This window comes from Nocardioides sp. zg-1230 (genome assembly GCF_013155335.1).
Lineage (GTDB): Bacteria > Actinomycetota > Actinomycetes > Propionibacteriales > Nocardioidaceae > Nocardioides.
In genome coordinates, this window is record NZ_JABJQZ010000002.1 from 500,753 (window position 1) to 523,210 (window position 22,458).

A 22,458-nucleotide genomic window follows, 5' to 3' on the forward strand; every position below is an offset into this window, starting at 1 on the left:
GTGGACAAGGACCTCGACCGGCCTGCTCGCTGATCGTCGGGACGACGACACGTCGCCGTCACACAGCTGTCATGTGGGGCAGCCGACGTCGTCCGCCAGCGTGCGCGCGGCGCCCGCGCCCGCGACGAGTCCCGGGGGCAGCAGCTCGACGTAGTCGGCCGCCGTCACCGGGCGGTCCGCGAGCGCGCCGTCCGGCAGGGGCACGTCGACCGACTCGCCCGAGGTGACCAGCCGGAGTCCGTCGACGCCGGGCGCCGACGACACGGAGAGCACCAGCTGCCCCACGGCGAGCGGCAGGCGTTCGGCGTCCCCGAGCGCCACGGGGTCGAGGTCCACGACGGCCACGCCGTCCTCGAGCGCCACGAGCTCCAGGCGCGCCGAGGGAGGCACCGCGGACGTCCGTCCGGCAGCGCCGTCCGCCGACGTGGGGGACGCCGACAGCGCGGCGAGCACGTCCTCCACGACCTGCGCCACCGGGTCGTCGCACGTCGCACCTACTGGTGCGGTCGTCAGCCTGCCGTCCCGGCGCAGCCAGAACACCACGGGCTCCCCTCGGGGGTGCGCCGGTCCGGTGTCCGTGTCCTCCGGCTCCTGCTCGGCGGTCGTCAGCAGGTTGTACGGCACCACGTCGGCGTCGACGGTCCGGCTGCGTTCCTCGTCGGGAAGCCCGCACGCGGTCGTGGCGAGCAGCAGCGGGAGGGCAAGGAGCCATCTCATGACGCACCCTCCGTGCGGTCGGCGAGGGGGAGCGCGACGACGAACTCGGCCCCGCTGCCGGCGGACCCGCACCGGACGTCCCCGCCGTGCCGGTGCACGGTCTCCGCGACCAGGCTGAGGCCGAGACCGCTGCCGGTCCCGGGCTTGGACGCGCCCGCTCGCGCGAACCGTTCGAAGATGCGCCGGCGGTCCGGCTCGGGCACGCCTGGACCTCGGTCGCGGACGCGGATCTCGGCGCGTCCGGCCTGCGTCGCCACCTGGACCGACACCAGTCCGTCCCCGTGGAGGTCGGCGTTGTCGTAGAGGTTGACCAGCGCCCGCACCATCTGCGGGCGGTCCACCAGCACGAGGGGGCCCGGCGCGGCGTCGGCCCCGTCGAGGTCCTCCAGCAGCGCAGTGCGTCGTCCGCTGGCCACGAGCGCCTGCCGGGCCAGCTCGTGCGCCGCGGTGGTCGTGACCCTCGCCTCGTCGATCCCGGCCTCGAGACGGCCGAGGGCGAGCAGGTCCTCCAGGGCGCGCCGGAAGCGCGACAGCTCGTCCGACATGAGCCGCACCGCCTGCTGCGCCCGAGGGCTGAGGTCGTCCGCCCGCTGCAGCAGGGCGAGGCTCGTCGTCAGGGTCGTGACCGGGGTCCGCAGCTCGTGGCTGACGTCGGCTGCGAATCGCGCGTCCCTCTGGATGCGGCTGTGGAGGGCGTCGACCATGTCGTTGAAGGAGCTGACGAGGGCCGTGAGGTCGGGGTCGCCGGTGTCACGCAACCGCCTCTCGAGGTCGCCGGCCGAGATGTCGACCGCCGCCCGCGTGACGTCGGTCAGCGGCGCCAGCACCCGCCTGCTCGCGGCCCGGCCGAGACCGGCGCCCGCCACGGTGGTGAGCGCCGCGCCGACCGCGAGCGCCACGGCGAGCGTGTGCAGCGTGGCGTCCAGCTCCCGGGCGACCGACACCTCGTAGTACTCCGCCCCGACGGCCGGGAGGGGGATGCCGACCACCACCGCGTGCGGGTCGGTCTGCGAGGTCCACCCCACCCCGACCTCGCCGTCGGCCACGAGGGGTCGCACCACCTCGGTGAGGTCCTCCCCGGACTGGTCGAGGCTCGAGGAGTACCAGCTGCCGTCGCGTCGGACGTACATCGAGGCGCCCGCGGGTGGCGCGACGCCGCCGAGCACCTCGCTGACGGGGGTGCCGGAGGTGCCGAGGCCGCTCCGGACCAGCGCCGCGTCGGCATAGGCCTGGCGCAGGGCGGTGCGCTCGCGCTGCTCGAGCAGCAGGTGCCGGGCGGAGACGTAGGTGCCCACGGACAGTGCGACCGAGAGCAGGAGTGCACCGAGGGCGAAGGCCGCCGTCACCGAGGCGCGCAGACCCGGTCGGGGCAGCCGGCGGTTCAGCGCGGGGGTCACCGTGCGTCGAGCCGGTAACCGAGTCCTCGGACCGTCACGAGAGTGCGGGGCTCGCCCGGGTCGAGCTCGAGCTTCTTGCGCAGCCGTCGGACGTGCACGTCCACGATGCGCTCGTCGCCGAAGAAGCCGCGCTCCCACACGTGCTCGAGGAGGGCGGTGCGGCTCAGGACGCGTCCGATGTTCTCGGTCAGCACCGACAGCAGGCGGTATTCCGTCATCGTGAGGTGGATGTCGCGGTCGCCGCGGACCAGCTGGGCGCCGGCGCGGTGGAAGACCAGGGGCCCGTCGACCGCGTCGAGGACCACCACGTCGCTGGGCCGCCCGTCGTCGGCGAGCCCGAGCTCGTCGCCACTGCCTGCCGAGGAGCCGACCAGGGCCGGACGCCGCAGCAGCGCGCGCAGCCGGGCCTGCACCTCCTCCACCTCGAACGGCTTCGTCACGTAGTCGTCCGCCCCGGCCTCGAGCGCCGACACGATGTCCTGCACGCCGTCACGTGCGCTGATCACGACGATCGGGGCCTGCGTCCGGGGGCGCGCGCGGCGGATGAAGGTGAACCCGTCGACCCCGCCGAGCATCAGGTCGACCAGCATGATGTCGACGCCCTGCTCGACCAGCTCGAGGGCGGCCTCGGCCTCGTCGGCCTCGACGACGGCGTAGCCGCTGTCCTCCAGCACCAGCCGAAGCGACGTGCGGAGCCCGGCGTCGTCCTCGAGGACCAGAACTCGCGTGGGCATGTCGTCCATCGTGCCATCGTGTCTCAGCGGCGCGGCAGCGAGCGAGTTGGCGCGGCAATGTCACGCAACTGCAATGCGCTGCCTCGACCACCCGTCACACCGGGGTGCGAGGCTCGACGGCCACACTCACGGGAGGACGCGCCGATGACCACGACGCTGGAGCTGTTGCCGCTCGCCGACGATCGGACGAGCCTGGCCGAGGAGCAGGACGACGTGCGCGGGATGACCGTGCTGGACGTGCGCGAGCACCGCGTCGGCGAGGTGGAGGAGATCCTGGTCGACTCGGTCGACCACCGCGCGCGGCTGCTCGTGGTCGCGTCCGGCGGCATCCTCGGGATCGGCGAGCACAAGCGGCTGGTCCCGGTCGACGCCGTGTCGCGCGTCCGAGCCCACGTGCGGCTCGAGCGCAGTGACCTCCACGTCGCCTCGGGGTTCGACTACGACCCCGAGCTGCCGGGACCGGTCGACTACGGGCCCGTCTACAGCTACTTCGGCTACACGCCCTTCTGGGAGGACGGCTACCAGTCGCCGTACTTCCTCGACCGCCGCTGGTGAGGACCGCTCGCCGCGGGCTCATGCAGTGACCGGGTCGCGCGGCGACCGCGGGGGAGCGACTGCGCGAGCACCAGTGCGCTCGGCCCCGATGCCCGCGGCCACGACGAGGAGGATGCCCACGACGGCGATCCCGTTGGGCACCTGGCTGAGGGCGAGGAAGCCGATGACCAGGGCGAAGGCCGGCTCCAGGGCCATGAGGGTCCCGAAGGCCCCGGTGGTCAGCCGGCGCAGCGCGAGCAGCTCGAGGGCGAAGGGCACGACCGGGAGCAGGATCGCCAGGCCCAACCCGTACAGCAGGAGCTGCGGCGTGAGGTGCCCGATGACACCGGGTCCGGCGACGAGGGTCGCCACGAGCGCGGCCACGGGCATCGAGACGGCCAGTCCGCCGAGCCCGCTGACGGCGTCGCCGACGCGCTGGGTGAGCAGGATGTACGCCGCCCAGCACACGGCGGCGCCCAGCGCGCAGGCCACGCCGACGGGGTCGGCCGCCCCGGTCCAGGGCTGGGTGAGGAAGAGGACGCCGACGGCGGCCACGGCGGCCCACGACCGACCGACGCCGCGGCTGCGCCACACGGCGATCGTCAGGGGACCGAGGAACTCGAGCGCGCTGGCCGTGCCGAGGGGGAGACGGGCCACGGCGGCCATGAAGAGCAGGGTGACCCCGGCGGTGACGACGCCCAGCGCCGCGCCGGACCACAGTGCCTCGCGCGAGTAGAACGCGAGGCGCGGTCGCACCACGACCAGCAGCAGGACCCCGGCCCAGAAGAGCCGGATCCAGGCTGCGCCGGACGCACCGATGTCGTCGATGAGGCCGACGGAGGCGGCCAGGCCGAGCTGCACGCAGAGCATCGAGGCGACAGCCATCGACGCACCCGTGCGAGCCGCGGAGCGCGAGGTGGTGGAGTGCATGGCACCAGTAGACGGTGCCAGGACCGTTCGCGTCCACGTGACTCTGCTGGACAGTTCGTTCAGCAGATCGACACAATGGGGAGATGGACGTACGCCGGCTCCGCATGCTGCTCGAGCTGTCCCGCCTTGGCTCCATGCACGAGGTCGCCGACGCGCTCGGCACGACAACGTCGAGCGTCTCGCAGGGCATCGCCGCACTCGCGCGCGACGTCGGCAGCCCGCTGCTGGAGCCCGACGGCCGGCGGGTGCGGCTGACGCCCGCAGGACGACGCCTGGCCGACCACGCCGTGACCATCCTGGCTGCCGTCGAGTCCGCGCGCCTGGACCTCGACCCGACGGCGGAGCCGGCTGGCGTGGTGCGCGTGGCCGGGTTCGCCTCGGCGATCAGGAGGTCGCTGCTGCCCGCCATCGACGACCTGCGCACGACCCACCCGGGCATCGAGGTGCGCATCCACGAGTACGAGCCCCTCGAGTCCTTCGACCTCCTCGCCCGCGACGACGTCGACCTGGCACTCGTCTACGACTACGACCTCGCGCCCGCGGAGTGGCGCGACGACCACGTCGTCGCCCCGCTGTGGGAGCTCGAGTGGGGGATCGGCGTGCCGACCCGGGACCGACGTCTCGCCCTCGCCGACCTCGCCGACCGGGACTGGATCGTGAACTCACGCCACACCGCCGACGAGGACGCACTGCGCACCCTCGCCTCACGCGCGGGGTTCGTGCCGCACGTGGTGCACCGCATCGACTCCCTCGAGCTGGTCGACGACCTCGTCGTGGCCGGTCGAGGGGTCGCCCTGCTCCCGCGGGGACGGGCGTCGCGGCGCGGCGTCAGCGTCGTACGCCTGCGCGACCCGGAGGTCCGGCTGCGCGCCTTCGCGGTGACCCGGCGCGGGCGAGGCGGCTGGCCGCCCCTGCGTGCGGTGACCGATCGGCTGGTCACCGGCTGAGCGGACCGTCGGGCAGCAGGCTCGTCAGAAGGCGTAGCGAACCCGGCACCCGGGCAGCTTCTCCTCGACGAGGTCGGTCAGCTGTCGGACCCAGCGGCCCTTCCAGCCGGTGCGGTAGCGGACGTTGACCTGCCCGCTCTCGCTGCGCTTGGCCTCCTGCAGGTCCGGACGCCACAGCAGCCCCTCGCCCTTCGGGTGCCAGCCCAGGTTGACCTCGTGGAGGTCCTCGTTGTGGGTGAGGAAGACGATCTCCGCCGCGAGCTGGGCGCGGGTGCGGGCGCTGGTGCCGTCAGCGACCTGCTCGAGCAGCTCGGCCCACTCGGCAAGCCAGGTCTCGTGCACGATCACGGGACTGAGGTTCACGTGCACCTCGTAGCCCGCCTCGACGAAGTCGTCCATCGCGGCGATGCGGTCGCGGATCGGGGACGTGCGGATGTCGACGGCGCGCGACGGCCCCTCGGGCATGAGGCTGAAGCGCACGCGGGTGCCGCCGCGCGGACCCCAGGTCAGCAGGTCGCGGTTGACGAGCTTGGTCGCGAAGCTGGCCTTGGCGTGGGGGAGCCGGGCAAAGAGCTCGACAAGGTCGCGCACGTTGTCGGAGACGAGCGCGTCGGCCGAGCAGTCGCTGTTCTCCCCGATGTCGTAGACCCAGTCGACGGGGTCGCACTGGTTGGGCTCGGGCTTGCGCCCCTGCCGCCCGGCGTGGCGCTCGAGGTAGCCGAGGACCGCCTCGATGTTGGCGAACACGGTGATCGGGTTGGCGTAGCCCTTGCGGCGGGGGACGTAGCAGTAGGCGCAGGCCATGGCGCACCCGTTGGCGGTGGAGGGGGCGATCCAGTCGGCCGACCGTCCGTTGCGGCGCGCGGTCAGCGACTTCTTCTCGCCCAGCACGATGACCTCCCGCTTGTTGCGCACCCAGTCCTCGACCGCACCGGCGTTGCCGTGCAGGCCGGGGATGGCCTGGTGCGACAGCACCTCGATGCGCTCGGCGTCGGGGAAGCGGGCGAGCACCTCGCGGGCGCGTGGGAAGCGGTCGACGCCGCGCTCGTGGTAGATCCTGCGGACGTCGAGCAGGCGGTCGGTGAGCTCGGCCGGCACCCGCGTCACCGGGCGCCCTCCGTCGGTCGTCCCCCGGCGGTGGTGACGTGGTCGAGGATCTCGGCCGCGATCACGTCGGGGTCCGTCCGCGGCGCCCAGTGCCCCAGCGGCAGGTGGCGGCGTCGGAGGTCGTCGCACCAGGGATCGCTGGCCTCGAGCGCCGCCCCGCGGACCGCCGGGTCGCGGGTCAGGGCCAGCTGCAGGACCGGCACGCTCGTACGACGCTCGCGAGGGCGGCGGTGCGGAGCGACGTTGCCGCGGTAGTAGCGCAGTCCCGAGACCATGTCGTGCCCGCCCAGCATCCCCAGGACCGGGGGTGCCAGCGGTGAGACGAGGAAGGGGACGTAGGACGACGCGAGTCCCTGGCCCGCGAGGCGGGCGACGGCGGCCGGCGTCGGGCGGCGGAGCGTACGCCGGACCCATGCCGCGACGTGGTCGAGGTTGGGCCCGCTGATCGAGGTGAACGAGGCGATCCGCGCGGCCGCACCGGGCTCGCACACCGCCTCCCATGCCTGCACCGACCCCCAGTCGTGACCCACGACGTGGGCGGGACGGTCGGGGCTCGCGTCGTCGACCACGGCCATCAGGTCGGCGGCGAGGTGGGGGAGCGCGAAGGCCGCGTCAGGCGCGTCTGTGGGGGACAGGCCCTGGCCGCGCGTGTCGTAGAGCACGACCCGCAGCCGGGAAGCCAGGCGCTCCGCCACGGGGAGCCACATCCGATGCGTGTCGGGGTAGCCGTGCACGAGGACGACCGCGGGGGCGTCGGGGTCGCCGGTCTCGTGCACCGCCAGGTCGACGCCGTCGCCGTGGACGACGCGTCGACGCCAGGCCACGTGCGGGTGGGGGCGGGATTCCATGCTGCTCCGTACCCAGCACACCGGGCTCCAGCCGCTCAGGTCCGCAGCACCTTCTCCATCGGGCGGCCCTTGGCGAGCTCGTCGACCAGCTTGTCGAGGTAGCGGATCTGTCGCATGAGCGGGTCCTCCACCTCCTGCACCTTGACCCCGCAGACCGAGCCGGTGATCTGGTCGACCCGCGGGTTGAGCCGCGCCGCGGCGAAGAACTCCTCGAAGGTCGTGCCGTCGTCGAGGTGGGCCTGCAGCTGCGCGCGGTCGAAGCCCGTCAGCCACTCGATGACCTCGTCCACCTCTGCCCGGGTGCGGCCCTTGCGCTCCGCCTTGGCGACGTAGTGCGGGTAGACCGAGGCCACGCTCGTCGTGAAGATCCGGTGCACGCTGTCGAGGATAGGACGACGCGCCGACACCCGCCCCGACGAGCGCCGGGCTCAGCCCTTGTCCGGGTCGGCCGCCCGGCGCATCATCTCGGACTCGCTGACGGCTGCCTTGACCGTGGCGGGGTCCATCAGCGGCTCGGTGCCCGGCTGGTGCAGGTCGGTCTCCGTCGTGTCGGGGTTGACCCCCTCGCCCGCGGCCGGGATGCCCGACGGGGTCACCGGGCCGTCGTCCGTGATGGCCTCGACCTCGTCCTCGCTGAGACCCAGCGCGGGAGCGAGCACCGCGGCCTGCTTTGACGGTGCCTTCTTCGCGGGCGTCTTCTTCGCGGGCGCCTTCTTGGCCGCCGCCTTCTTGGCCGCCGCCTTCTTGGCCGGAGCCTTACGGGCAGGCGCAGGCGCAGGCGCAGGAGTGGCGAGGTCGGCGGCGAGGTCGGCGGGGACGTCGGCCGTCGTGGAGGTGCCGACGACCGGGTCGACCGGGGACGGGGCCGTGCGCTCGCCGGGCCACGGGGCCGCCGGGGCGGGGCCCGCGCCCGACGCCTGCTCGATCACCCGGCCGACGATGCGAGCCGTCGTACGCACTCCGGTCGTCGCGACGCCCACCGAGGTGCCGATGACGGCTGCGGCGGCGTGTGCGGGGAGCGTGAGCGCTCCGGTGACCAGGCGGATGGGGTTCACCAGCGGTTCCTCTCGTCAGGTTCTGCGTCCGGGACACGTCAGTACCCCGTTCGGTGTCGCACCAGACCGTGACATGCGCCACGAGCCCGCAGGCACCCCACTCCGGGTGGGAGCAGTGCGTGCGCCACCGATCCGAGGGTACGGAGCGGGTCCCACGCCGAGGTCGTTCGGCACCCGAGAGGAGCACACCATGACAGAGGACACCCGTCTCCGGTCGAGGTCCACCGCGTCCGGTTCGCCCGTCCAGGCGGCGGCCGCGCTGGTCGGTGCGGCCTTCCTGCTCGTCGGCGTGCTGGGGTTCATCCCCGGCATCACGACCGACAGGGGCAGCATGGAGACCGCAGGTCACGAGTCGCACGCCCTGCTGCTCGGCCTGTTCCAGGTCTCGGTCCTGCACAACGTGGTCCACCTCCTCTTCGGGGTGGCCGGGATGGCCCTCGCGCGGACGCCAGCAAGCGCGCGTGCCTTCCTCGTCGGCGGCGGTGCGGTCTACCTGCTCCTGTTCCTCTACGGGCTGGTCGTGGACAAGGACTCGCAGGCCAACTTCGTCCCGCTCAACACCGCGGACGACTGGCTGCACCTCGTCCTCGGCGTCGGCATGATCGCGCTCGGGGTCCTCCTGGCGAAGCGACCCGGCGCCACCGGCGTCGGTCGCTGAGCGCGGAGGCGTGACGGTGACGACCGGGGACAGGCTCCACTTCATCGGCACCGCCACGACGGTGATGTCGTTGGGCTCCTTCACGCTGCTGACGGACCCCAACTTCCTGCACCGCGGGCAGCGGGCCTACCTGGGGTGGGGCCTGTCCTCGCGTCGGCTGACGAACCCGGCGATCGAGCCCGAGGCTCTGCCGACGCTCGACGCGGTGCTGCTCTCGCACCTGCACGGCGACCACTTCGACCGGGTCAGCCGCGAGCGGCTCGACCGGTCCACACCGGTGCTGTCCACGCCGCACGCGGTACGACGTCTCGGCTCGTGGGGGTTCGACGCGCACGCGCTGGAGACGTGGGACCAGCACACCCTGACCAAGGCGGGGGAGCAGCTGCGGGTGACCGCGGTCCCGGCGGTGCACGCTCGCGGCCTGCTCGGGAAGATGCTGCCCCCGGTGATGGGGAGCGTGCTCGAGCACATCGCGGACGGGCAGGTACGACGCTGCGTCTACGTCAGCGGTGACACGCTGACCGGCGCCCACGTGGACGAGGTCCGCGACCGGTTCCCCGCCATCGATGCGGCCGTGGTGCACCTCGGCGGCACGCGCGTGCTGCTGCGCACGGTCACCATGGACGGGCCGATGGGCGTCGACTTCGTCGAGCGCTCACGACCGAAGGTCGTGGTGCCGGTGCACCACGACGACTACACCGTCTTCCGGTCCCCGCTGGGCGACTTCGTCGAGCGGGCGGGAGCCGCCGGTCTCGCCGCGGACCTCCGCTGCCCGGCGCGGGGCGAGGTCGTCAGCCTCGCTCCCGGGGCGACCGGCGACTGAGACTTCGCGCGGCCCTGAGTGCACACGCAGAACCGGCCCGCCCCCAGATGGGGACGGGCCGGTTCTGCGTCGTGCTCAGGACTGCGTCTGCGAGCGGACCTCGTCCACTCCCGACTGCCCCTCGGACTTGACCTTGCCGGCGCTGTCGGAGGCGGTGTCCTTGACCTCCTGGGCCGCCTCGGCGGCCGTCTCCTTGACGTCGCTGGCGACGTCCTGGGCGACCGACTTCGCCTGGTCCACGACCGGCTGGCCGTGCTCCTTGGCGGCGTCGACGACGTGACCGGCCGCGACGGCCTCCTTCTCGGAGGCGGGGATCAGTGCGGAGACGATCATGCCTGCGCCGAAGGCGACCAGGCCGGCCGCGAGCGGCGAGCCCTGCACCTTGTCCTGAGTGCCGCTCACGGCGCCCTGGGCGGTGCCCCTGACGGAGTCGACGGCACCGCCTGCGGAGTCCCTGGCGGACCCTGCCGTGCCGGACGCCGACGAGCTGACCCCGTGGGCGGTGCCCATGACCTTGTCACGCACGCCGAGCATGCGGCCGCGGGCCGCCTGCTTGCGCCGCTCGACGATGGCCGACGGGCTCACCCGGTCCTGCAGGGCGTCGACGTCGGTCGTCATCGACTGCCGCGTCTGCTCGATCTCTGCCCTCAGTTCTTCTGTGCTCTGGCCCATGCTGCGTCCTCCTTGAGTGTCTGCTGCGTCTCCGGCAGCTGCGGGTTCGTGTTCTTGAGCTCCTTGCGGCCCCTGGCCGCGAGGACGGCGCCGACGATCGCCCACAGGATGGTGACGATCAGGAACGCCAGCTCGACGGGCATCCAGTTGTCGAGGAGGTAGGCCAGGGCGAACGAGCCCAGGATCAGGGCGAGCAGGCCGGACACGCCGGCACCGCCGAGCATCCCGGCACCCTTCCCGGCCTTGGTGGCCTCCTCCTTGAGCTCGGTGCGAGCCAGCTCGAGCTCCTGCTTGACGAGCGTGGTCAGGTCGTTGCTCAGGTCGCCCACGATCTGGCCGAGACTGCGCTCGTCCTCCACGCCCGCGCTCGCCACGTGGGAGCCCGGGCGGGTGGGGGTCGTCGGGGGCACGGGATCGAAGCCCTGCGCCCCTGTCACGGCGTGTCCTGCGTGCGCTGGCCCGGGACGCCGGTCGAGCTGGAGTCCAGGCTGGACGGCATCGTCTGCGTCGGGTGCTGCCCGGGGGTGTCGTACCCAGCGCCGCCGGTCGTGGCCATCGGTCCCGTCCCCACGCCAGTGGTGCCGTAGGTCGGGGCGGTGCCGTACGTCGTGCCCGACGCGCCGGTGGTGCCTCCGGACTCGGCCAGCGAAGCCGCTGCCGCGCCGTCGGCGGTCGCGCGGAACATCCGCCCGGCCACGACGCCCGCAGCCAGGGCGCCCACCAGGAAGGTGCCCGGACGGCGACGCGCGAAGTCGCGCGCGTCGTCGAGGAGCTGCGCCGGCTCACGGTTCTCGAGATGGCTGCCGAAGGCGCGCACCCGGTCGGAGACCTGCTGCGCCAGGTCGGTCGCCATGCCCTGGGACGGGCCCTCGCCCTGCGCCATCTTCTGCAGGTCGTCGCCGAGCGTCCGGAGGGTCTCCGACAGCTTGTCGCGACCGGTGGTGGCCTGGTCGTTCAGCTGCGTGGTGACCTGCTGCTTGGCGTCGCCCACGACGTTGCGGGCCTGCTCGGCCGCGGTTCCGGCGACGTTGAGTGCCTCGTCCTTGGCGGTACCGGCCACCTGCTTGCCCTGGTCGGCCGCCGTGGAGGCGGTGTCCTTGGCCTTGTCGGTGGTGCCGGAGTTGTTGCCCGACGAGTAGCCGCCCGCGTCGTAGCCGCCGGTGGTTCCGGTGGTTCCGGTGGTTCCGGTGGTTCCGGTGGTTCCGGTGGTTCCGGTGGTTCCGGTGGTGCTCGGGGTGGTGGTGGTCAGTGGGTCGTTTCCGTAGGTCGTCATGCGTCCTCCTCGGAGTGGGTGGTGGTGGTGCTTGCGTCCGGATCGGGGTCCGGGTCGCTGGCCGGTTCGGAGCCCGGCCGCAGCTGCCCTTGGTCGGGTTCCTCCCCGTCCGGCGTCGGCGGATCCGCGTCCTGGTCGTGGTGGGATTGCTCGGTCATGGCCGCTCCGTACCCCCGGGGTCGGGGGTCTCAGTCCACCCGTACGGAGGGCATTTGCGAGATGCATGGGAGCGCCGGAACGGGGCACTGGGAGCGATGGTCGCTTTCCTCCAGCACACCCCCACACGTCGGTCGTACGCCGACCTGACCGAGGCCGAGGTCGACGAGATCGGCCGCACCCTGGACGCCCTGCGCGCGGAGGTCATCGCCGACCGCGGCGCGAGCGACGCGGCGTACGTCCGCCGAGTCATCGCCGTCCAGCGCTGCCTGGAGGTGGCCGGGCGGCTGGTCCTCCTCGGCAGTCGCAGCCGCACCGCGTGGTGGCTGGGCACCACCTCGCTCGCGCTGTCGAAGGTGCTCGACAACATGGAGATCGGGCACAACGTGCTCCACGGGCAGTGGGACTGGATGCGGGACCCGCGGATCCACTCCTCGACCTGGGACTGGGACCACGCGTCCGCCCCGGAGCAGTGGCGGCGTGCCCACAACGACCGGCACCACGTCAACACCAACGTGCTCGGCAAGGACAACGACCTCGGCTACGGCATCCTGCGCGTCGACGAGGCCCAGGAGTGGGAGCCGCGCCACCTCGCCCAGCCGCTGTGGAACCTCGTGAACGCGTGCATCTTCGAGTACGGCATCGCGATGTACGACCTCGACCTCGGTGAGTCCCTCCGCACGGGCAGCGGCTTCTCCGAGCAGCAGAAGGGCGAGATGCGTACGACGGGGCGCCGGGCCGCCCGCAACGCGTTCCGCGACTACGTCCTGCACCCGCTGCTGTCCGCGCCGACCGGCTCGGCCCGCACGACCCTGACCGCCAACCTGGTGGCCAACCTGGTCCGCAACGTGTGGAGCCACTCGGTGATCATGTGCGGCCACTTCCCCGAGGGCGTGGAGACGTTCGAGGTCGCCGAGATCGACGAGCACGAGACGCGCGGGCGGTGGTACGTCCGGCAGATGCTGGGCTCCGCCGACATCTCCGGGCCGCCGCTGCTCCACGTGCTGTGCGGCAACCTCTCGCACCAGATCGAGCACCACCTCTTCCCGGACCTGCCCAGCAACCGCTACCGCGAGGTCGCCGGCCCGGTCCGCGAGCTCTTCGAGCGCCACGGCCTCGCCTACAACACAGCGCCGCTGTGGAAGCAGGTCGGCAGCGCGTGGAAGAAGGTCCTCCGGCTGTCGCTGCCGCCGAGGCGCTGAGTGTCGTCACACGTTCCGCCCCACGCACCGGGAGGCGAGTTCACCGTCGGCGTGGAGGAGGAGCTGATGCTCGTCGACGACGCCGACGAGCTGATGGGTGCGGCGGCAGGGCCGCTCGTCGAAGCCATGTCGCAGACCGGGTCGGACGAAGGCGTGGTCACCGGCGAGATCTACGTCGACCAGGTCGAGCTCAACACCCCGGTGTGCCGCAGCGCCGAGGACGCGTGGAGCTCGTTGCGCGACCTCCGTGCCCTCGTCGCCAAGCAGGGTGGCCAGGTCCTGGCCTGCGGGGTGCACCCGACCGCGCCCGTCGGCGTCCCCGACATCACCACCTCGCCGCGCTACGACCGCATCATCGACGAGTACGCCGGCCTGCTGCGCACGCCGACCGCGGCCCTGCAGGTGCACGTCGGGCTGCCCGACGAGCACACCGCGATGCTGGCCTACCGCGGCCTGCGCAACCGCCTGCCGCTGCTGCGCGCACTGGCCGCGGGATCGCCGTACTGGCACGGGCTGGACTCGGGTCAGGCCACGGCACGGGCGGCCATCATCCGGTCCTACCCCCGCACCACCATGCCGCCGCTGCTGCGGTCGTGGAACGACTACGTCGCGCGCACCGAGGCGCTGATGACGGCGGCCGAGGCGTCCGACCACACCTACGTGTGGTGGGAGATGCGTCCGCGACCGCTGCTGGGGACGTTGGAGGTGCGGGTCATGGACGCCGTGCCGTCCCTGGCGACCGTCGCTGCGTTGACCTCACTGGTGCAGGGCATCGCCCGACGCGCGGTGGAGTCGCCCGACGAGGTCGACCTCGACGACGACGTGCTCGCCGTCAACGACCACCGGGCGGCGCGCTACGGCCTCGACACCCGCGTCGTGGACGTGGACGGATCGCTGCGCCCCCTGCGCGAGGTCGCCGCGAGGGTGGTCACCGAGGCGCGGGACGTGCTCGCTGCCGACCGCCTGGACGCGCCGCTCGAGCAGCTCGAGCGCGAGCTCGCGGGGGAGACCGAGCCCAACCGCCAGCGACGGGTGGTCGCGGCCGGCGGAATGCCCGCCCTCCTCGCCGACCTCGTCGCCCGCACCACCGACCTCGACGGCTGAGCGGCGTACGCCGACGGCAGTCGCGGCCGACAACGGGGAGGATCGTCCTGACATGTCGAGGACGATCCTCCCCACTGTGCTCAGTACGTCGTCGAGTCGACTGCCGTGCGCGCCGTGCCGAGCACGGCGCGGCGCCGAGCGTCGAGGGCGGACGAGCGGCGGGAGAGCCGCTGGTCGAGCAGCTCGGCCGCCTCCGTGGAGCGTCCCGCCATCGCCAGGACGTGCACGAGCGTGTCCTCGACCACCTCGCGCTGGGCCCGGCTGCCGCCCAGCGGCGCCATCGTCGCGACCACACCGGTCAGCGTCGCCGCGGCGGCGTTCCACCGCTCCTCGACGACCTGGACGAGCCCGGTGCACAGGGGAGCGACGACGTCGCGAAGACCCGGTCGTCGCTCTGCCGGGCGTGGGCCTCCAGCCCGGTGAGCGCGGTGGCGTCGCCGTCGGCGGCGAGCAGCACGGCGCTGTGCATCGCGGCGAAAGGCGTCGGCGGCGCGGTGAGCCACTCCGCGGGGGCCTGCGCCCGGACCTCGGCGACGGGGAGGTCGTCGGTCCACGCACCGGTCACCCGGCCGCGCCACAGCAACGACCCGCTGTCGACCACGACCCTGCTGCCGCTGACGACCGAGGGTGCGAGCTCCCGGGCCCAGCGGCGGCGTACGGCCGCGACGTCGTCCTGCATGAGCTCGTGGAGCGCCGCGTGCCAGGAGAAGTGCGAGCGGTGGTTGGCCTCCGGCCCGCGGGTGCGGATCCACTCGTCGAGCCAGGCCAGACCGGCATCGTGGTCGCCGGTCTCGTAGTGGACGTGGGCGCGGGCGTGGACGGCATGCCCCGAGGCGGGCTCGACGGACAGGGCGTAGGAGGCCAGGTCCTCGGCCTCGCCCCAGCGCTCCTGGTCCTGGCGGACGAACGCCAGCTGGCCGGCGTACCACCAGTCGTCGCCGTAGGACCGGCCGAGGGACTCGACCAGCTGCGCGGTCTGGGTGCCGCTGGTGAGACCGCCGAAGGCGACGGTCGACACCGTGACGCTGACCGCGAGGGCGTCGCGGGGGAAGAGGCGTACGTGCCGGAGCAGGGCCGCTGCGCCCGTCGCCTCGTCGGCGCGCAGCCGGGTGGTGACGGCGTCGAGGAAGGACGACTCGCGGTCGTCGAGGTGGCGGTCGGACGCGGCCCGGTGGGCGGCACGCAGCGACTCGCGCCAGTGCGTGGTGGCGCCCCACTCGTGCCCGAGCAGCGCCAGGGCCGCGTGGGCCTGGACGAAGCCCCCGTCCGCGGCGACCGCCGCGTCGAGTCCCTCCTCCACGCCGTCCTGCAGGCGCAGGAGGCGACCGAGCGCGGCGTTGTAGAGCTCGGCGGCGTCCTGGCTGGCGGAGAGGGTGAGTCCGTAGGGGTCGACCGGTCGGCGGCGGGCCTCGCCGTGCAGCGACCGTGCGACGATCCGAGCCACGTCGTAGGCCTGCTCGCGGATCTCCGGCATGGCGGTGGACTCCCACAGGTTGCCGCGGCGCAGCGAGCCGACGGCGAGGAAGGGGAGCGTGTCGGGCAGGGTGCCGAGGATGCGTCCGTCGTCGGCGGTGTCGATTCCCAGTCCAGCCGGGCCGGGACGGACCAGGCCCGACTGCGCGAGTCGGGTGAGCAGCGGGTCGGCGGCGATGGTGCCGACGGGGCCGGTGCAGTTGACCACGGCCGCCACCCGCAGCGTCGTCCCGTCGTCGAGGGTGACGTGGAGTGCGGACCGGTCGGCGCGTACGGCGGCCAGCGTGCCGCGGTGGCGCACCAGTCGCCCCACGGTGGCGACGGCGTCGAGCCGTCGCGACGTGGCCGGCGCCATCCGGTGGCGGTGCACGTCCCACGAGCGGGCGTCCTCGGTGATGAAGCGGCGCTTGTCGGCCTCCGACAGGCCCCGCCAGAGCTGGGCGGTGACCGGACGCAGGCCGTCGACGGCGGCGCGCCAGTCGCCGGTGGCCGCGACGGTCTCCTCCACGTGCGCGGCGAGCGTCGCGCGCAGCGTGTCGAGGTCCTGGGTGCGCGTGATCCCGGGCGGGGGCGGCACGGGGGGAGTCGTGGGCAGCACGTGCGGGTGCGGCACGGCGTCGGTGCGCGAGACCACGTGGATGGTGCGGTCGGGGCGGTCGGCGGTGATCGCGAGGTCGACCATCGTCAGGCCCGACCCGAGCATCAGCACGTCACCGACCTCGGGGATCTCCTGCGTCCACGGGTCGGCGACGAGCCGGGGGTCGGCCGCCAGCTCGGGCGGGGCCCAGCCGGTGCCGGGCCGGCTTCCGGTGGCCAGCACGACTGCGCGTGCCTCGAGCTGCTCCCCGTCGGAGAGCTCGACGACGAACCTGTCGTCGGCGCGAGTGACGTCGGCGACCTCGGCGTGGCGGCGTACGAGCCGGGCGTTGCCGGGGAACTCGGTCGCGGTGGTCAGCAGGCTCTCGACGTAGCGGCCGAAGACCGCGCGCGGGGCGAAGTCATGGGGCTGGAACCTCGGGTCGTGGTGGTTGCGGAGCCAGCGCAGGAAGTGCTCGGGGTCGCGGGGGAACGCGCTCATGCCCGAGGCCGGGACGTTGAGGAGGTGTCGCTCGTCGGTCGTGGAGTAGGCCTGGCCGCGCCCTGTGCTCGGCGCCGGGTCGACCAGCTCGACGCGGAAGCGCGAGGACAGGGCCGTCACCAGGTGGGTGGCCACCAGGGTGCCTCCCGCACCGGCACCCACCACGACGACCCGACAGTCACCCTCGTTCGTCCGCACGCCCGCTCCCCTCATAGTCCACTGAGTTACTTGACAAACGGTAGCAGGGCGGTCGCTCCCGCCGACTCGGGGGAGCGAGCGGGCGTGGCGCGGCACGCGCGTAGGTCGTGCCGCGCCACGCGCCGGTCAGCGGTCGATCAGCTCCTCCATGAGCTCGATCTCGGCTGTCTGGCTCTCCTCGATCGACTCGGCCAGGGCGATGGCGTCGGGGAAGAGGCCCTCGGCCTGCTCGGTCTCGGCCATCTCGATGGCGCCCTCGTGGTGCTCGATCATCATCTGCATCCACATGGTCTCGAACATGTTGGCGCCGGAGTCGCGGAGCTCGGCCAGGTCGTCGGGGTCCATCCCCATCCCGTCGCCCATGCCCATGTCGCCATCGCCCATGTGACTGTTGACGTGGTCGCGGGAGGTCTCGGGGACCTCCTCGCCCCAGTCGGTGAGCCAGTCGGCCATCATCTCGATCTCGGGAGCCTGGGCCTCCCGGATGTCCTCCGTCAGGCGGGCGAACTCCGGGGACAGCCGGCGACCCTGCGTCATGTCGACCATCACCAGGGCGTCGGCGTGGTGCGGGATCATCTCGGTCGCGAACTCGACGTCGGCGTCGTTGTAGACGTCGCCGTTGGCTGCGGTGTGCTCGGCGGCGGGGGTGCCGCCCGAGGCGTCGTCCTCACCGCAGCCGGCGAGGCCGGCGCCGGTGAGGGTCAGGAAGAGCGCTGCCGCGGTGGCGCGGCGCGCGCGAACATGCGTGCGTGCGGACATGGGGGTCTCCTTGTCGGTGGTGTCCGTGCTGCTGTGAGGTCGCGTCAGCCGGCCGGGCCGGCGGGCGGCTCAGCAGCGGAGGACCGACAGGGCGTGGAGGTCCGGTGGGGCGTGGGCGTTCCTGGCTGCGACCGGGGCGGTCGCGCTGCGCAGGGCCCGCGGACGTACGGCGACGAGGCCCGGCGCGGGGCGGACGAGCCGGAGCAGGGCGATCGCGGCGGTAGCGAGGACCGCGACGCACAGCCCGAGGACCTGCATCGCGTGCTGGCCGCCGTCGTGGCCATCGCCGTCGAGCGTCGCCACGGGCGTCACCGGCGCCGCGTCGCGCGCTGCGTCGGGTGTTGCGTGCTGGGCACCGTGGTGCGCCGGGTGGTGCGCCGCGTGGTGCGCGTCCGTCACGCTCGACACGCTCTGGGTCGAGGCTGGGACTGGCACGGGGATCGGCTCGGCCGCGCTGGCGTGCGACGCAAGGCCGTGCATGGCGAAGATCGCCAGCAGGGCGAGCGCCGCCCACCACGTCCGGAGCATGCCTCCAGCCTAGGTCGCGCGTCGCATCACCACACGAGGGAACCTCGCCGAGGTGGCCTCGGTGCGTGCGGCGAGCTCGAAGCCGGCGTCCTCGAACAGCTTGCGGGTGCCGACGTAGGCCATCGTCAGGTCGACCTTCTGCCCGCGGTTGTCGACCGGGTAGCCCTCGACGACCGGCGCGCCCTGCTGGACGGCGTACGCCACCGCACCCTCGAGCAGGACGTGGGAGATGCCGCGGCCCCGGTGCCCGGGACGAACCCGGATGCACCAGGCCGACCATGCCGGCTGGTCGTCGACGTGCGGGATCTTCGTGGAGCGGGCGAACGGCAGCTCGGCACGGGGCGCGACGGCCGCCCACCCGACGACCTCGTCGCCGTCGTAGGCGAGCACCCCGGGCTTGGTGCGCCTGCGCGTCAGGGACTCGACGTACGCACCGCGCGCGGGGCCGGCGAGCTCGCGGTTCTCCTTCGCGGGGATGCGGTGGCTCAGGCACCAGCACACGCTGGAGGCCGGGTTCTTCGGGCCCACCATCGTGCGCACGTCGTCGAACCGGGCGTGCGTCGCCGGGTGGACGACGAACCCGCGGGACCTCACGAGCGGCGTGCTGGCCATGTCGCCACGCTAGCCCCGCGCGCCGACACGCCCTGTTGAATGGAGGCATGGGTACCGGACCGAGGATGCGCAGGATCGGCCTGCTGGGCGGGATGAGCTGGGAGAGCTCGGCCCTCTACTACGAGATCCTCAACGCGGCGGTGCGCGAGCGCCTCGGTGGCTACCACTCGGCGCGCGTGCTGATGTCGTCGGTCGACTTCGCGGAGGTCGAGGCCATGCAGGCCGCGGGGGAGTGGGAGGCCGCCGGCGCGCTGCTCGCGGCCGAGGGTGCCGCGCTGGAGGTGGCGGGCGCGGAGTGCCTCGTGCTCTGCACCAACACGATGCACAAGGTCGCCGACGCGATCGAGGCGGCCACCGACGTCCCGCTGATCCACATCGTCGACGTGACCGCCGAGGCCGTCCGGGCGACCGGCTTGTCGCGGGTCGCGCTGCTCGGGACGCGGTTCACCATGGAGCAGGCGTTCGTCCGCGACCGGCTCGCCACGCACGGCATCGAGGCGCTCGTCCCGCCGGGGGAGGACCGCGAGCTGGTGCACGAGGTGATCTACGGCGAGCTCGTCCACGGTGTCGTCCGCGAGGCGTCGCGGGCGGCGTACGTCGACGTGGTGGACCGGCTGGTCGCCGACGGGGCCGAGGGCGTGGTCCTCGGCTGCACCGAGATCGAGCTGCTGCTGCGACCCCAGGACGTCGACGTCCCCGTCTTCGCCACCACGCGGCTGCACGCGTTGGCGGCCGTCGACTTCGCCCTCAGCCGAGGGTGACGTCGCGCACGACCAGGTCGAGCCAGTCGTCGAGGCGCCCGAGCTGGTCGGTGCGGCCGAACAGTGGCCGCTTACCCGGTGGCGGGAGGTAGCCCACGGCGTCCATCACGAGCCAGTGGGCATCGGCCCGGGTGCCGGTCTCGGCGGCGTAGTGCTGGAGGAGCTCGAGCGCCGGGTGAGTGCCGTACGCCAGTGCTAGGTTGGACGCCGCGTGGGCCGCGTCGAGCCACGCTGGGCCGGTCGAGGTCTCCACCCAGTCGACCACCCCGGTGATCGCGTCCCCGGACCACAGCAGGTTGCGGTGGCTGAAGTCGCGGTGCAGGAACGTCGGTTCGTACGCCGGTGCCGGCCCGGCCAGCACCTCGAAGGCGCGGCGCCACGACTCCGGGTGACGCGACCAGGATGGAACGACCCACTTCTCCTCCCACGCCCAGGACTGGAAGGTGCGGAACGGCTCGGCCGGATGCTGGTCGTGGATCGTCGCCAGCAGGTCGGCCATCGCCCCCAGCTGCCGGTCACCGGGCTCGTGGCTGTCCTCGAGCAGCTCACCGTCGAGGCGGGACATCAGGTGCGCGGCGACGCCGGCCACCCTTCCGTCCGCGTCGAGGGCGAGGCTCCTCGGCGCCGGCACGGGCGTCTCGGCCATGGCCAGCTGCGCGTCCCGCTCACGGCTCGTCAGCGCGGCTCCGTGGGTGCGCCACGGCTCGGCGGTCATCAGCCGGAGCACCGACTCGCTGCCGTCGTCGTGCCGCAGCGCGAGCATCGTCGACGTCAGGCCGCCGACGAGGGCGTCGTACGACGTCACCCGCGACCCGGTCGCGGAGCCGGCCCAGGCGAGTGCGGTTGGGAAGTCCACGTCGTCCGGCACGCCGCGACGGTAGCGGGTGCCGCACGTGCGGCGGCTCTGGCCCTCGAACGGCCGATTCGAGGGCAACATGCGCCGCACGTGCGACGGGCTGGGGCCCGACCGCCACACGTGTCCGAGATGTCGCCCTCGGATCGGCAACCGAGGGGCGACTTCACGGACACGTGTCCAGGGAGCGCTCAGCCCTGGGCAGGCCAGAGCGAGTGATAGGCGTTGATCGCCGGCTGCCCGCCGAGGTGGGCGTAGAGCACGTGCGAGTCGGCGGGGATCTCCCGGGAGGTGACCAGGTCGATCAGCCCGGCGAGGGACTTCCCCTCGTAGACGGGGTCGGTGATCATCGCCTCGAGCTGCGCGCCGAGCGCCATCGCCTCCATCGTCGAGTCCACGGGCAGGCCGTAGAGCTCGCCGGCCCATCCCTCGAGGACGGTGATCTCGTCATCGCGGAGATCCCGGCCGAGCTCGATCAGCTCCGCGGTGTGGCGGGCGATGCGGGCCACCTGGTCGCGGGTCTTCTCGATCGTGGCGCTGGCGTCGATGCCGAGCACGCGACGTCGTACGCCGGTGAGGTCCTCCAGTGCGGCGAACCCGGCGATCATCCCGGCGTGCGTGGAGCCGGTGACCGTGCAGACCACGATCGTGTCGAAGGTGACGCCGAGCGCCTTCTCCTGCTCGGCCACCTCGAAGGCCCAGCTCGCGAACCCGAGACCACCGAGGCGGTGCTCGCTGGCGCCGGCCGGGATGGCGTACGGCGTGCCGCCCCCCTCCTCGACCTCGCGGATCGCGTCCTTCCAGGAGTCTCGGATGCCGATGTCGAAGCCGTGGGGGTCGAGGCGCGAGTCGGCGCCCATCATCCGGCTGAGCAGGATGTTGCCCACCTGGGTGTTGGTCGGGTCGTCCCACGGCACCCACTTCTCCTGCACCAGCCGGCACTTGAGACCGAGGTGGGCGGCGACGGCGGCGACCTGGCGGGTGTGGTTGGACTGGTAGCCGCCGATGGACACGAGCGTGTCGGCGCCGGAGGCGAGCACGTCGGGGACGATGTACTCCAGCTTGCGGACCTTGTTGCCGCCGAACGCGAGAGGGCTGCTCACGTCCTCGCGCTTGGCCCACACGGTCGCACCGCCACCCCGGCCGGCGAGGTGCTGCGTCAGCCGCGTCAGCTCGTGGATCGGGGAGGGGCCGAACGTCAGCGGGTGACGTGGGAACTGGTCGAGGATCACGGGGTCTCCTGGGAGTCGGTCGGGTCGGGGATCAGGTTGGCGAGGTTCTGCCAGGTGCGGAAGGCGACGTCGGCCGCCGCTTGCTCGTCGCCGCTGGCGCAGGCCTCCACCAGTCGCGCGTGGAGGTCGACCGACTCCGTGCCGGCGTGGCTGGCGAAGCGGCGGCGCTCGAGGCGGCGTACGACCGGGGTGAACTGGTCGAGCACCGTGGCCAGCGCCCGGTTGCCGGACACCTCGACGGCGACGCGGTGGAAGGCGTCGTCCGCGCTGAGCGCGGCGTCGGTGTCACCGGCACCGATCGCCGCGGCGAAGCGCTCGTTGGCCTCGCGCATCCGGTCGAGGTCGCCCGCGGTGAGCCGGGCCACCGCCTCGGTGACGGCGAGCCGATGCATGGCGACGACGACGGCGTGGGCCTCGCGCACCTCGGCGAGGTCGATCTCGGCGACGACGGTCGAGCGTCCCGGGGCCGACCTGACCAGGCCGGTGTCGCCGAGTCGCAGCAGCGCCTCGCGCACGGGCGTACGACTCACGCCGAGCCAGGCAGCGAGCTCGGTGTCGCGGACCACCTCGCCCGGCGCCAGCGTGCCGTCGACGATCGCGTCGCGGAGCCGGTCGTGGACGGTCTCGCGTAAGAGGCTGGGTCGCAGTGGGTTGGGGGACGTGGGCACCGGCATGCAATATATTGCACATCGCAGGGCCGTTCCCGTCAAGCGGTAGTCCAGTGGCAAATGGTCGCGAATCTGCCGATCTGACGGCCGTTTCCCACTGGACTACCCACCCGTCGCGACCGTTGCCTACTGGACTACC

Annotated in this window: 27 protein-coding genes; 7 read left to right on the forward strand and 20 right to left on the reverse strand. The window is 73.0% G+C overall.

Going from position 1 to position 22,458, the window contains the following annotated elements; translation table 11 throughout:
• Positions 1-69 precede the first annotated feature (69 nt).
• From HOO61_RS10400 to HOO61_RS10410, 3 genes are read right to left on the reverse strand one after another with little or no spacing between them, the layout of a single operon-like run.
• Complete coding sequence (locus HOO61_RS10400; protein ID WP_172258606.1) at positions 70-717, reverse strand: GerMN domain-containing protein; 648 nt, start codon at positions 715-717, stop codon at positions 70-72.
• Positions 714-2,114 (reverse strand): HAMP domain-containing sensor histidine kinase, encoded by a 1,401-nt coding sequence (locus tag HOO61_RS10405; RefSeq protein WP_172258607.1) that lies wholly within the window; start codon positions 2,112-2,114, stop codon positions 714-716. Before HOO61_RS10405 ends, HOO61_RS10400 begins: the two co-directional genes overlap by 4 nt.
• A complete protein-coding gene (locus tag HOO61_RS10410) occupies positions 2,111-2,848 on the reverse strand; it encodes a winged helix-turn-helix domain-containing protein (RefSeq protein ID WP_172258608.1) in 738 nt (245 codons plus the stop codon). The genes HOO61_RS10405 and HOO61_RS10410 overlap by 4 nt, the downstream gene beginning before the upstream one ends.
• A gap of 144 nt (positions 2,849-2,992) precedes the next feature.
• Between HOO61_RS10410 and HOO61_RS10415 the strand changes: the two genes are divergently transcribed.
• On the forward strand, positions 2,993-3,403 hold the full coding sequence (locus tag HOO61_RS10415; protein ID WP_172258609.1) for a PRC-barrel domain-containing protein: 411 nt from the start codon (positions 2,993-2,995) through the stop codon (positions 3,401-3,403).
• Positions 3,404-3,421: 18 nt separating this feature from the next.
• Here the strand turns inward: HOO61_RS10415 and HOO61_RS10420 are convergent, their stop codons facing one another.
• Positions 3,422-4,312 (reverse strand): DMT family transporter, encoded by an 891-nt coding sequence (locus tag HOO61_RS10420; RefSeq protein WP_216658779.1) that lies wholly within the window; start codon positions 4,310-4,312, stop codon positions 3,422-3,424.
• Positions 4,313-4,395: 83 nt separating this feature from the next.
• Between HOO61_RS10420 and HOO61_RS10425 the strand changes: the two genes are divergently transcribed.
• Positions 4,396-5,259 (forward strand): LysR family transcriptional regulator, encoded by an 864-nt coding sequence (locus tag HOO61_RS10425; protein ID WP_172258610.1) that lies wholly within the window; start codon positions 4,396-4,398, stop codon positions 5,257-5,259.
• A 24-nt stretch (positions 5,260-5,283) separates the two neighbouring features.
• Here the strand turns inward: HOO61_RS10425 and HOO61_RS10430 are convergent, their stop codons facing one another.
• The 4 genes from HOO61_RS10430 to HOO61_RS10445 are packed head-to-tail and all read right to left on the reverse strand — an operon-like array spanning position 5,284 to position 8,269.
• A complete protein-coding gene (locus tag HOO61_RS10430) occupies positions 5,284-6,366 on the reverse strand; it encodes a spore photoproduct lyase family protein (protein ID WP_367650118.1) in 1,083 nt (360 codons plus the stop codon).
• Positions 6,363-7,214 carry an alpha/beta fold hydrolase gene (locus tag HOO61_RS10435; protein WP_172258611.1) on the reverse strand — a complete coding sequence of 284 codons (852 nt, stop codon included), beginning with the start codon at positions 7,212-7,214 and terminating at the stop codon, positions 6,363-6,365. Before HOO61_RS10435 ends, HOO61_RS10430 begins: the two co-directional genes overlap by 4 nt.
• Positions 7,215-7,249: 35 nt before the next feature.
• Complete coding sequence (locus HOO61_RS10440) at positions 7,250-7,591, reverse strand: DUF2200 domain-containing protein (RefSeq protein WP_172258612.1); 342 nt, start codon at positions 7,589-7,591, stop codon at positions 7,250-7,252.
• Positions 7,592-7,642: 51 nt separating this feature from the next.
• Positions 7,643-8,269, reverse strand: coding sequence for a hypothetical protein (locus HOO61_RS10445; protein ID WP_172258220.1), 627 nt, complete (start codon positions 8,267-8,269; stop codon positions 7,643-7,645).
• 190 nt (positions 8,270-8,459) lie between these two features.
• Between HOO61_RS10445 and HOO61_RS10450 the strand changes: the two genes are divergently transcribed.
• A complete protein-coding gene (locus HOO61_RS10450) occupies positions 8,460-8,927 on the forward strand; it encodes a DUF4383 domain-containing protein (protein WP_172258613.1) in 468 nt (155 codons plus the stop codon).
• A gap of 16 nt (positions 8,928-8,943) precedes the next feature.
• Positions 8,944-9,750: an MBL fold metallo-hydrolase gene (locus HOO61_RS10455; protein ID WP_216658780.1), complete on the forward strand. Its 807-nt coding sequence runs from the start codon at positions 8,944-8,946 to the stop codon at positions 9,748-9,750.
• A gap of 75 nt (positions 9,751-9,825) precedes the next feature.
• On the opposite strand, the gene HOO61_RS10460 is transcribed toward HOO61_RS10455, so the two are convergent.
• From HOO61_RS10460 to HOO61_RS10475, 4 genes are read right to left on the reverse strand one after another with little or no spacing between them, the layout of a single operon-like run.
• Positions 9,826-10,422, reverse strand: a complete 597-nt coding sequence (locus tag HOO61_RS10460) for a DUF3618 domain-containing protein (RefSeq protein WP_172258614.1) — start codon at positions 10,420-10,422, stop codon at positions 9,826-9,828.
• Positions 10,398-10,859, reverse strand: coding sequence for a phage holin family protein (locus HOO61_RS10465; protein WP_216658781.1), 462 nt, complete (start codon positions 10,857-10,859; stop codon positions 10,398-10,400). Before HOO61_RS10465 ends, HOO61_RS10460 begins: the two co-directional genes overlap by 25 nt.
• Positions 10,856-11,695 (reverse strand): hypothetical protein, encoded by an 840-nt coding sequence (locus HOO61_RS10470; protein WP_172258615.1) that lies wholly within the window; start codon positions 11,693-11,695, stop codon positions 10,856-10,858. The genes HOO61_RS10465 and HOO61_RS10470 overlap by 4 nt, the downstream gene beginning before the upstream one ends.
• Positions 11,692-11,853, reverse strand: coding sequence for a hypothetical protein (locus tag HOO61_RS10475; RefSeq protein WP_172258616.1), 162 nt, complete (start codon positions 11,851-11,853; stop codon positions 11,692-11,694). The genes HOO61_RS10470 and HOO61_RS10475 overlap by 4 nt, the downstream gene beginning before the upstream one ends.
• Before the next feature lie 96 nt (positions 11,854-11,949).
• On the opposite strand from HOO61_RS10475, the gene HOO61_RS10480 reads away from it, so the two are divergent.
• Positions 11,950-13,053 carry an acyl-CoA desaturase gene (locus tag HOO61_RS10480; protein ID WP_172258617.1) on the forward strand — a complete coding sequence of 368 codons (1,104 nt, stop codon included), beginning with the start codon at positions 11,950-11,952 and terminating at the stop codon, positions 13,051-13,053.
• Positions 13,054-14,157: a YbdK family carboxylate-amine ligase gene (locus HOO61_RS10485; RefSeq protein WP_172258618.1), complete on the forward strand. Its 1,104-nt coding sequence runs from the start codon at positions 13,054-13,056 to the stop codon at positions 14,155-14,157. It abuts the gene before it with no gap.
• Between the two features lie 80 nt (positions 14,158-14,237).
• Here the strand turns inward: HOO61_RS10485 and HOO61_RS10490 are convergent, their stop codons facing one another.
• From HOO61_RS10490 to HOO61_RS10510, 5 genes are all read right to left on the reverse strand, one after another.
• Entirely contained in the window at positions 14,238-14,450 is a 213-nt protein-coding gene (locus HOO61_RS10490) for a hypothetical protein (RefSeq protein ID WP_172258619.1), read from the reverse strand.
• A gap of 5 nt (positions 14,451-14,455) precedes the next feature.
• Entirely contained in the window at positions 14,456-16,906 is a 2,451-nt protein-coding gene (locus tag HOO61_RS10495; protein ID WP_172258620.1) for an FAD/NAD(P)-binding protein, read from the reverse strand.
• A 126-nt stretch (positions 16,907-17,032) separates the two neighbouring features.
• Positions 17,033-17,665, reverse strand: coding sequence for a DUF305 domain-containing protein (locus HOO61_RS10500; RefSeq protein WP_172258621.1), 633 nt, complete (start codon positions 17,663-17,665; stop codon positions 17,033-17,035).
• Between the two features lie 69 nt (positions 17,666-17,734).
• Positions 17,735-18,193 (reverse strand): DUF6153 family protein, encoded by a 459-nt coding sequence (locus tag HOO61_RS10505; protein ID WP_172258622.1) that lies wholly within the window; start codon positions 18,191-18,193, stop codon positions 17,735-17,737.
• Between the two features lie 9 nt (positions 18,194-18,202).
• Positions 18,203-18,805 carry a GNAT family N-acetyltransferase gene (locus HOO61_RS10510; RefSeq protein ID WP_172258623.1) on the reverse strand — a complete coding sequence of 201 codons (603 nt, stop codon included), beginning with the start codon at positions 18,803-18,805 and terminating at the stop codon, positions 18,203-18,205.
• Positions 18,806-18,852: 47 nt separating this feature from the next.
• Here HOO61_RS10510 and HOO61_RS10515 point away from each other — a divergent pair, with 47 nt between their 5' ends.
• Positions 18,853-19,566, forward strand: coding sequence for an aspartate/glutamate racemase family protein (locus tag HOO61_RS10515; protein ID WP_253942245.1), 714 nt, complete (start codon positions 18,853-18,855; stop codon positions 19,564-19,566).
• On the opposite strand, the gene HOO61_RS10520 is transcribed toward HOO61_RS10515, so the two are convergent.
• The 3 genes from HOO61_RS10520 to HOO61_RS10530 form a co-directional block, all read right to left on the reverse strand.
• Positions 19,553-20,434, reverse strand: a complete 882-nt coding sequence (locus HOO61_RS10520) for an aminoglycoside phosphotransferase family protein (protein ID WP_172258624.1) — start codon at positions 20,432-20,434, stop codon at positions 19,553-19,555. The two genes, HOO61_RS10515 and HOO61_RS10520, sit on opposite strands and share 14 nt — an antisense overlap.
• Positions 20,435-20,610: 176 nt before the next feature.
• Complete coding sequence (locus tag HOO61_RS10525; RefSeq protein ID WP_172258625.1) at positions 20,611-21,651, reverse strand: 1-aminocyclopropane-1-carboxylate deaminase; 1,041 nt, start codon at positions 21,649-21,651, stop codon at positions 20,611-20,613.
• Entirely contained in the window at positions 21,648-22,325 is a 678-nt protein-coding gene (locus HOO61_RS10530; protein ID WP_172258626.1) for a GntR family transcriptional regulator, read from the reverse strand. The genes HOO61_RS10525 and HOO61_RS10530 overlap by 4 nt, the downstream gene beginning before the upstream one ends.
• Positions 22,326-22,458: the final 133 nt, after the last annotated feature.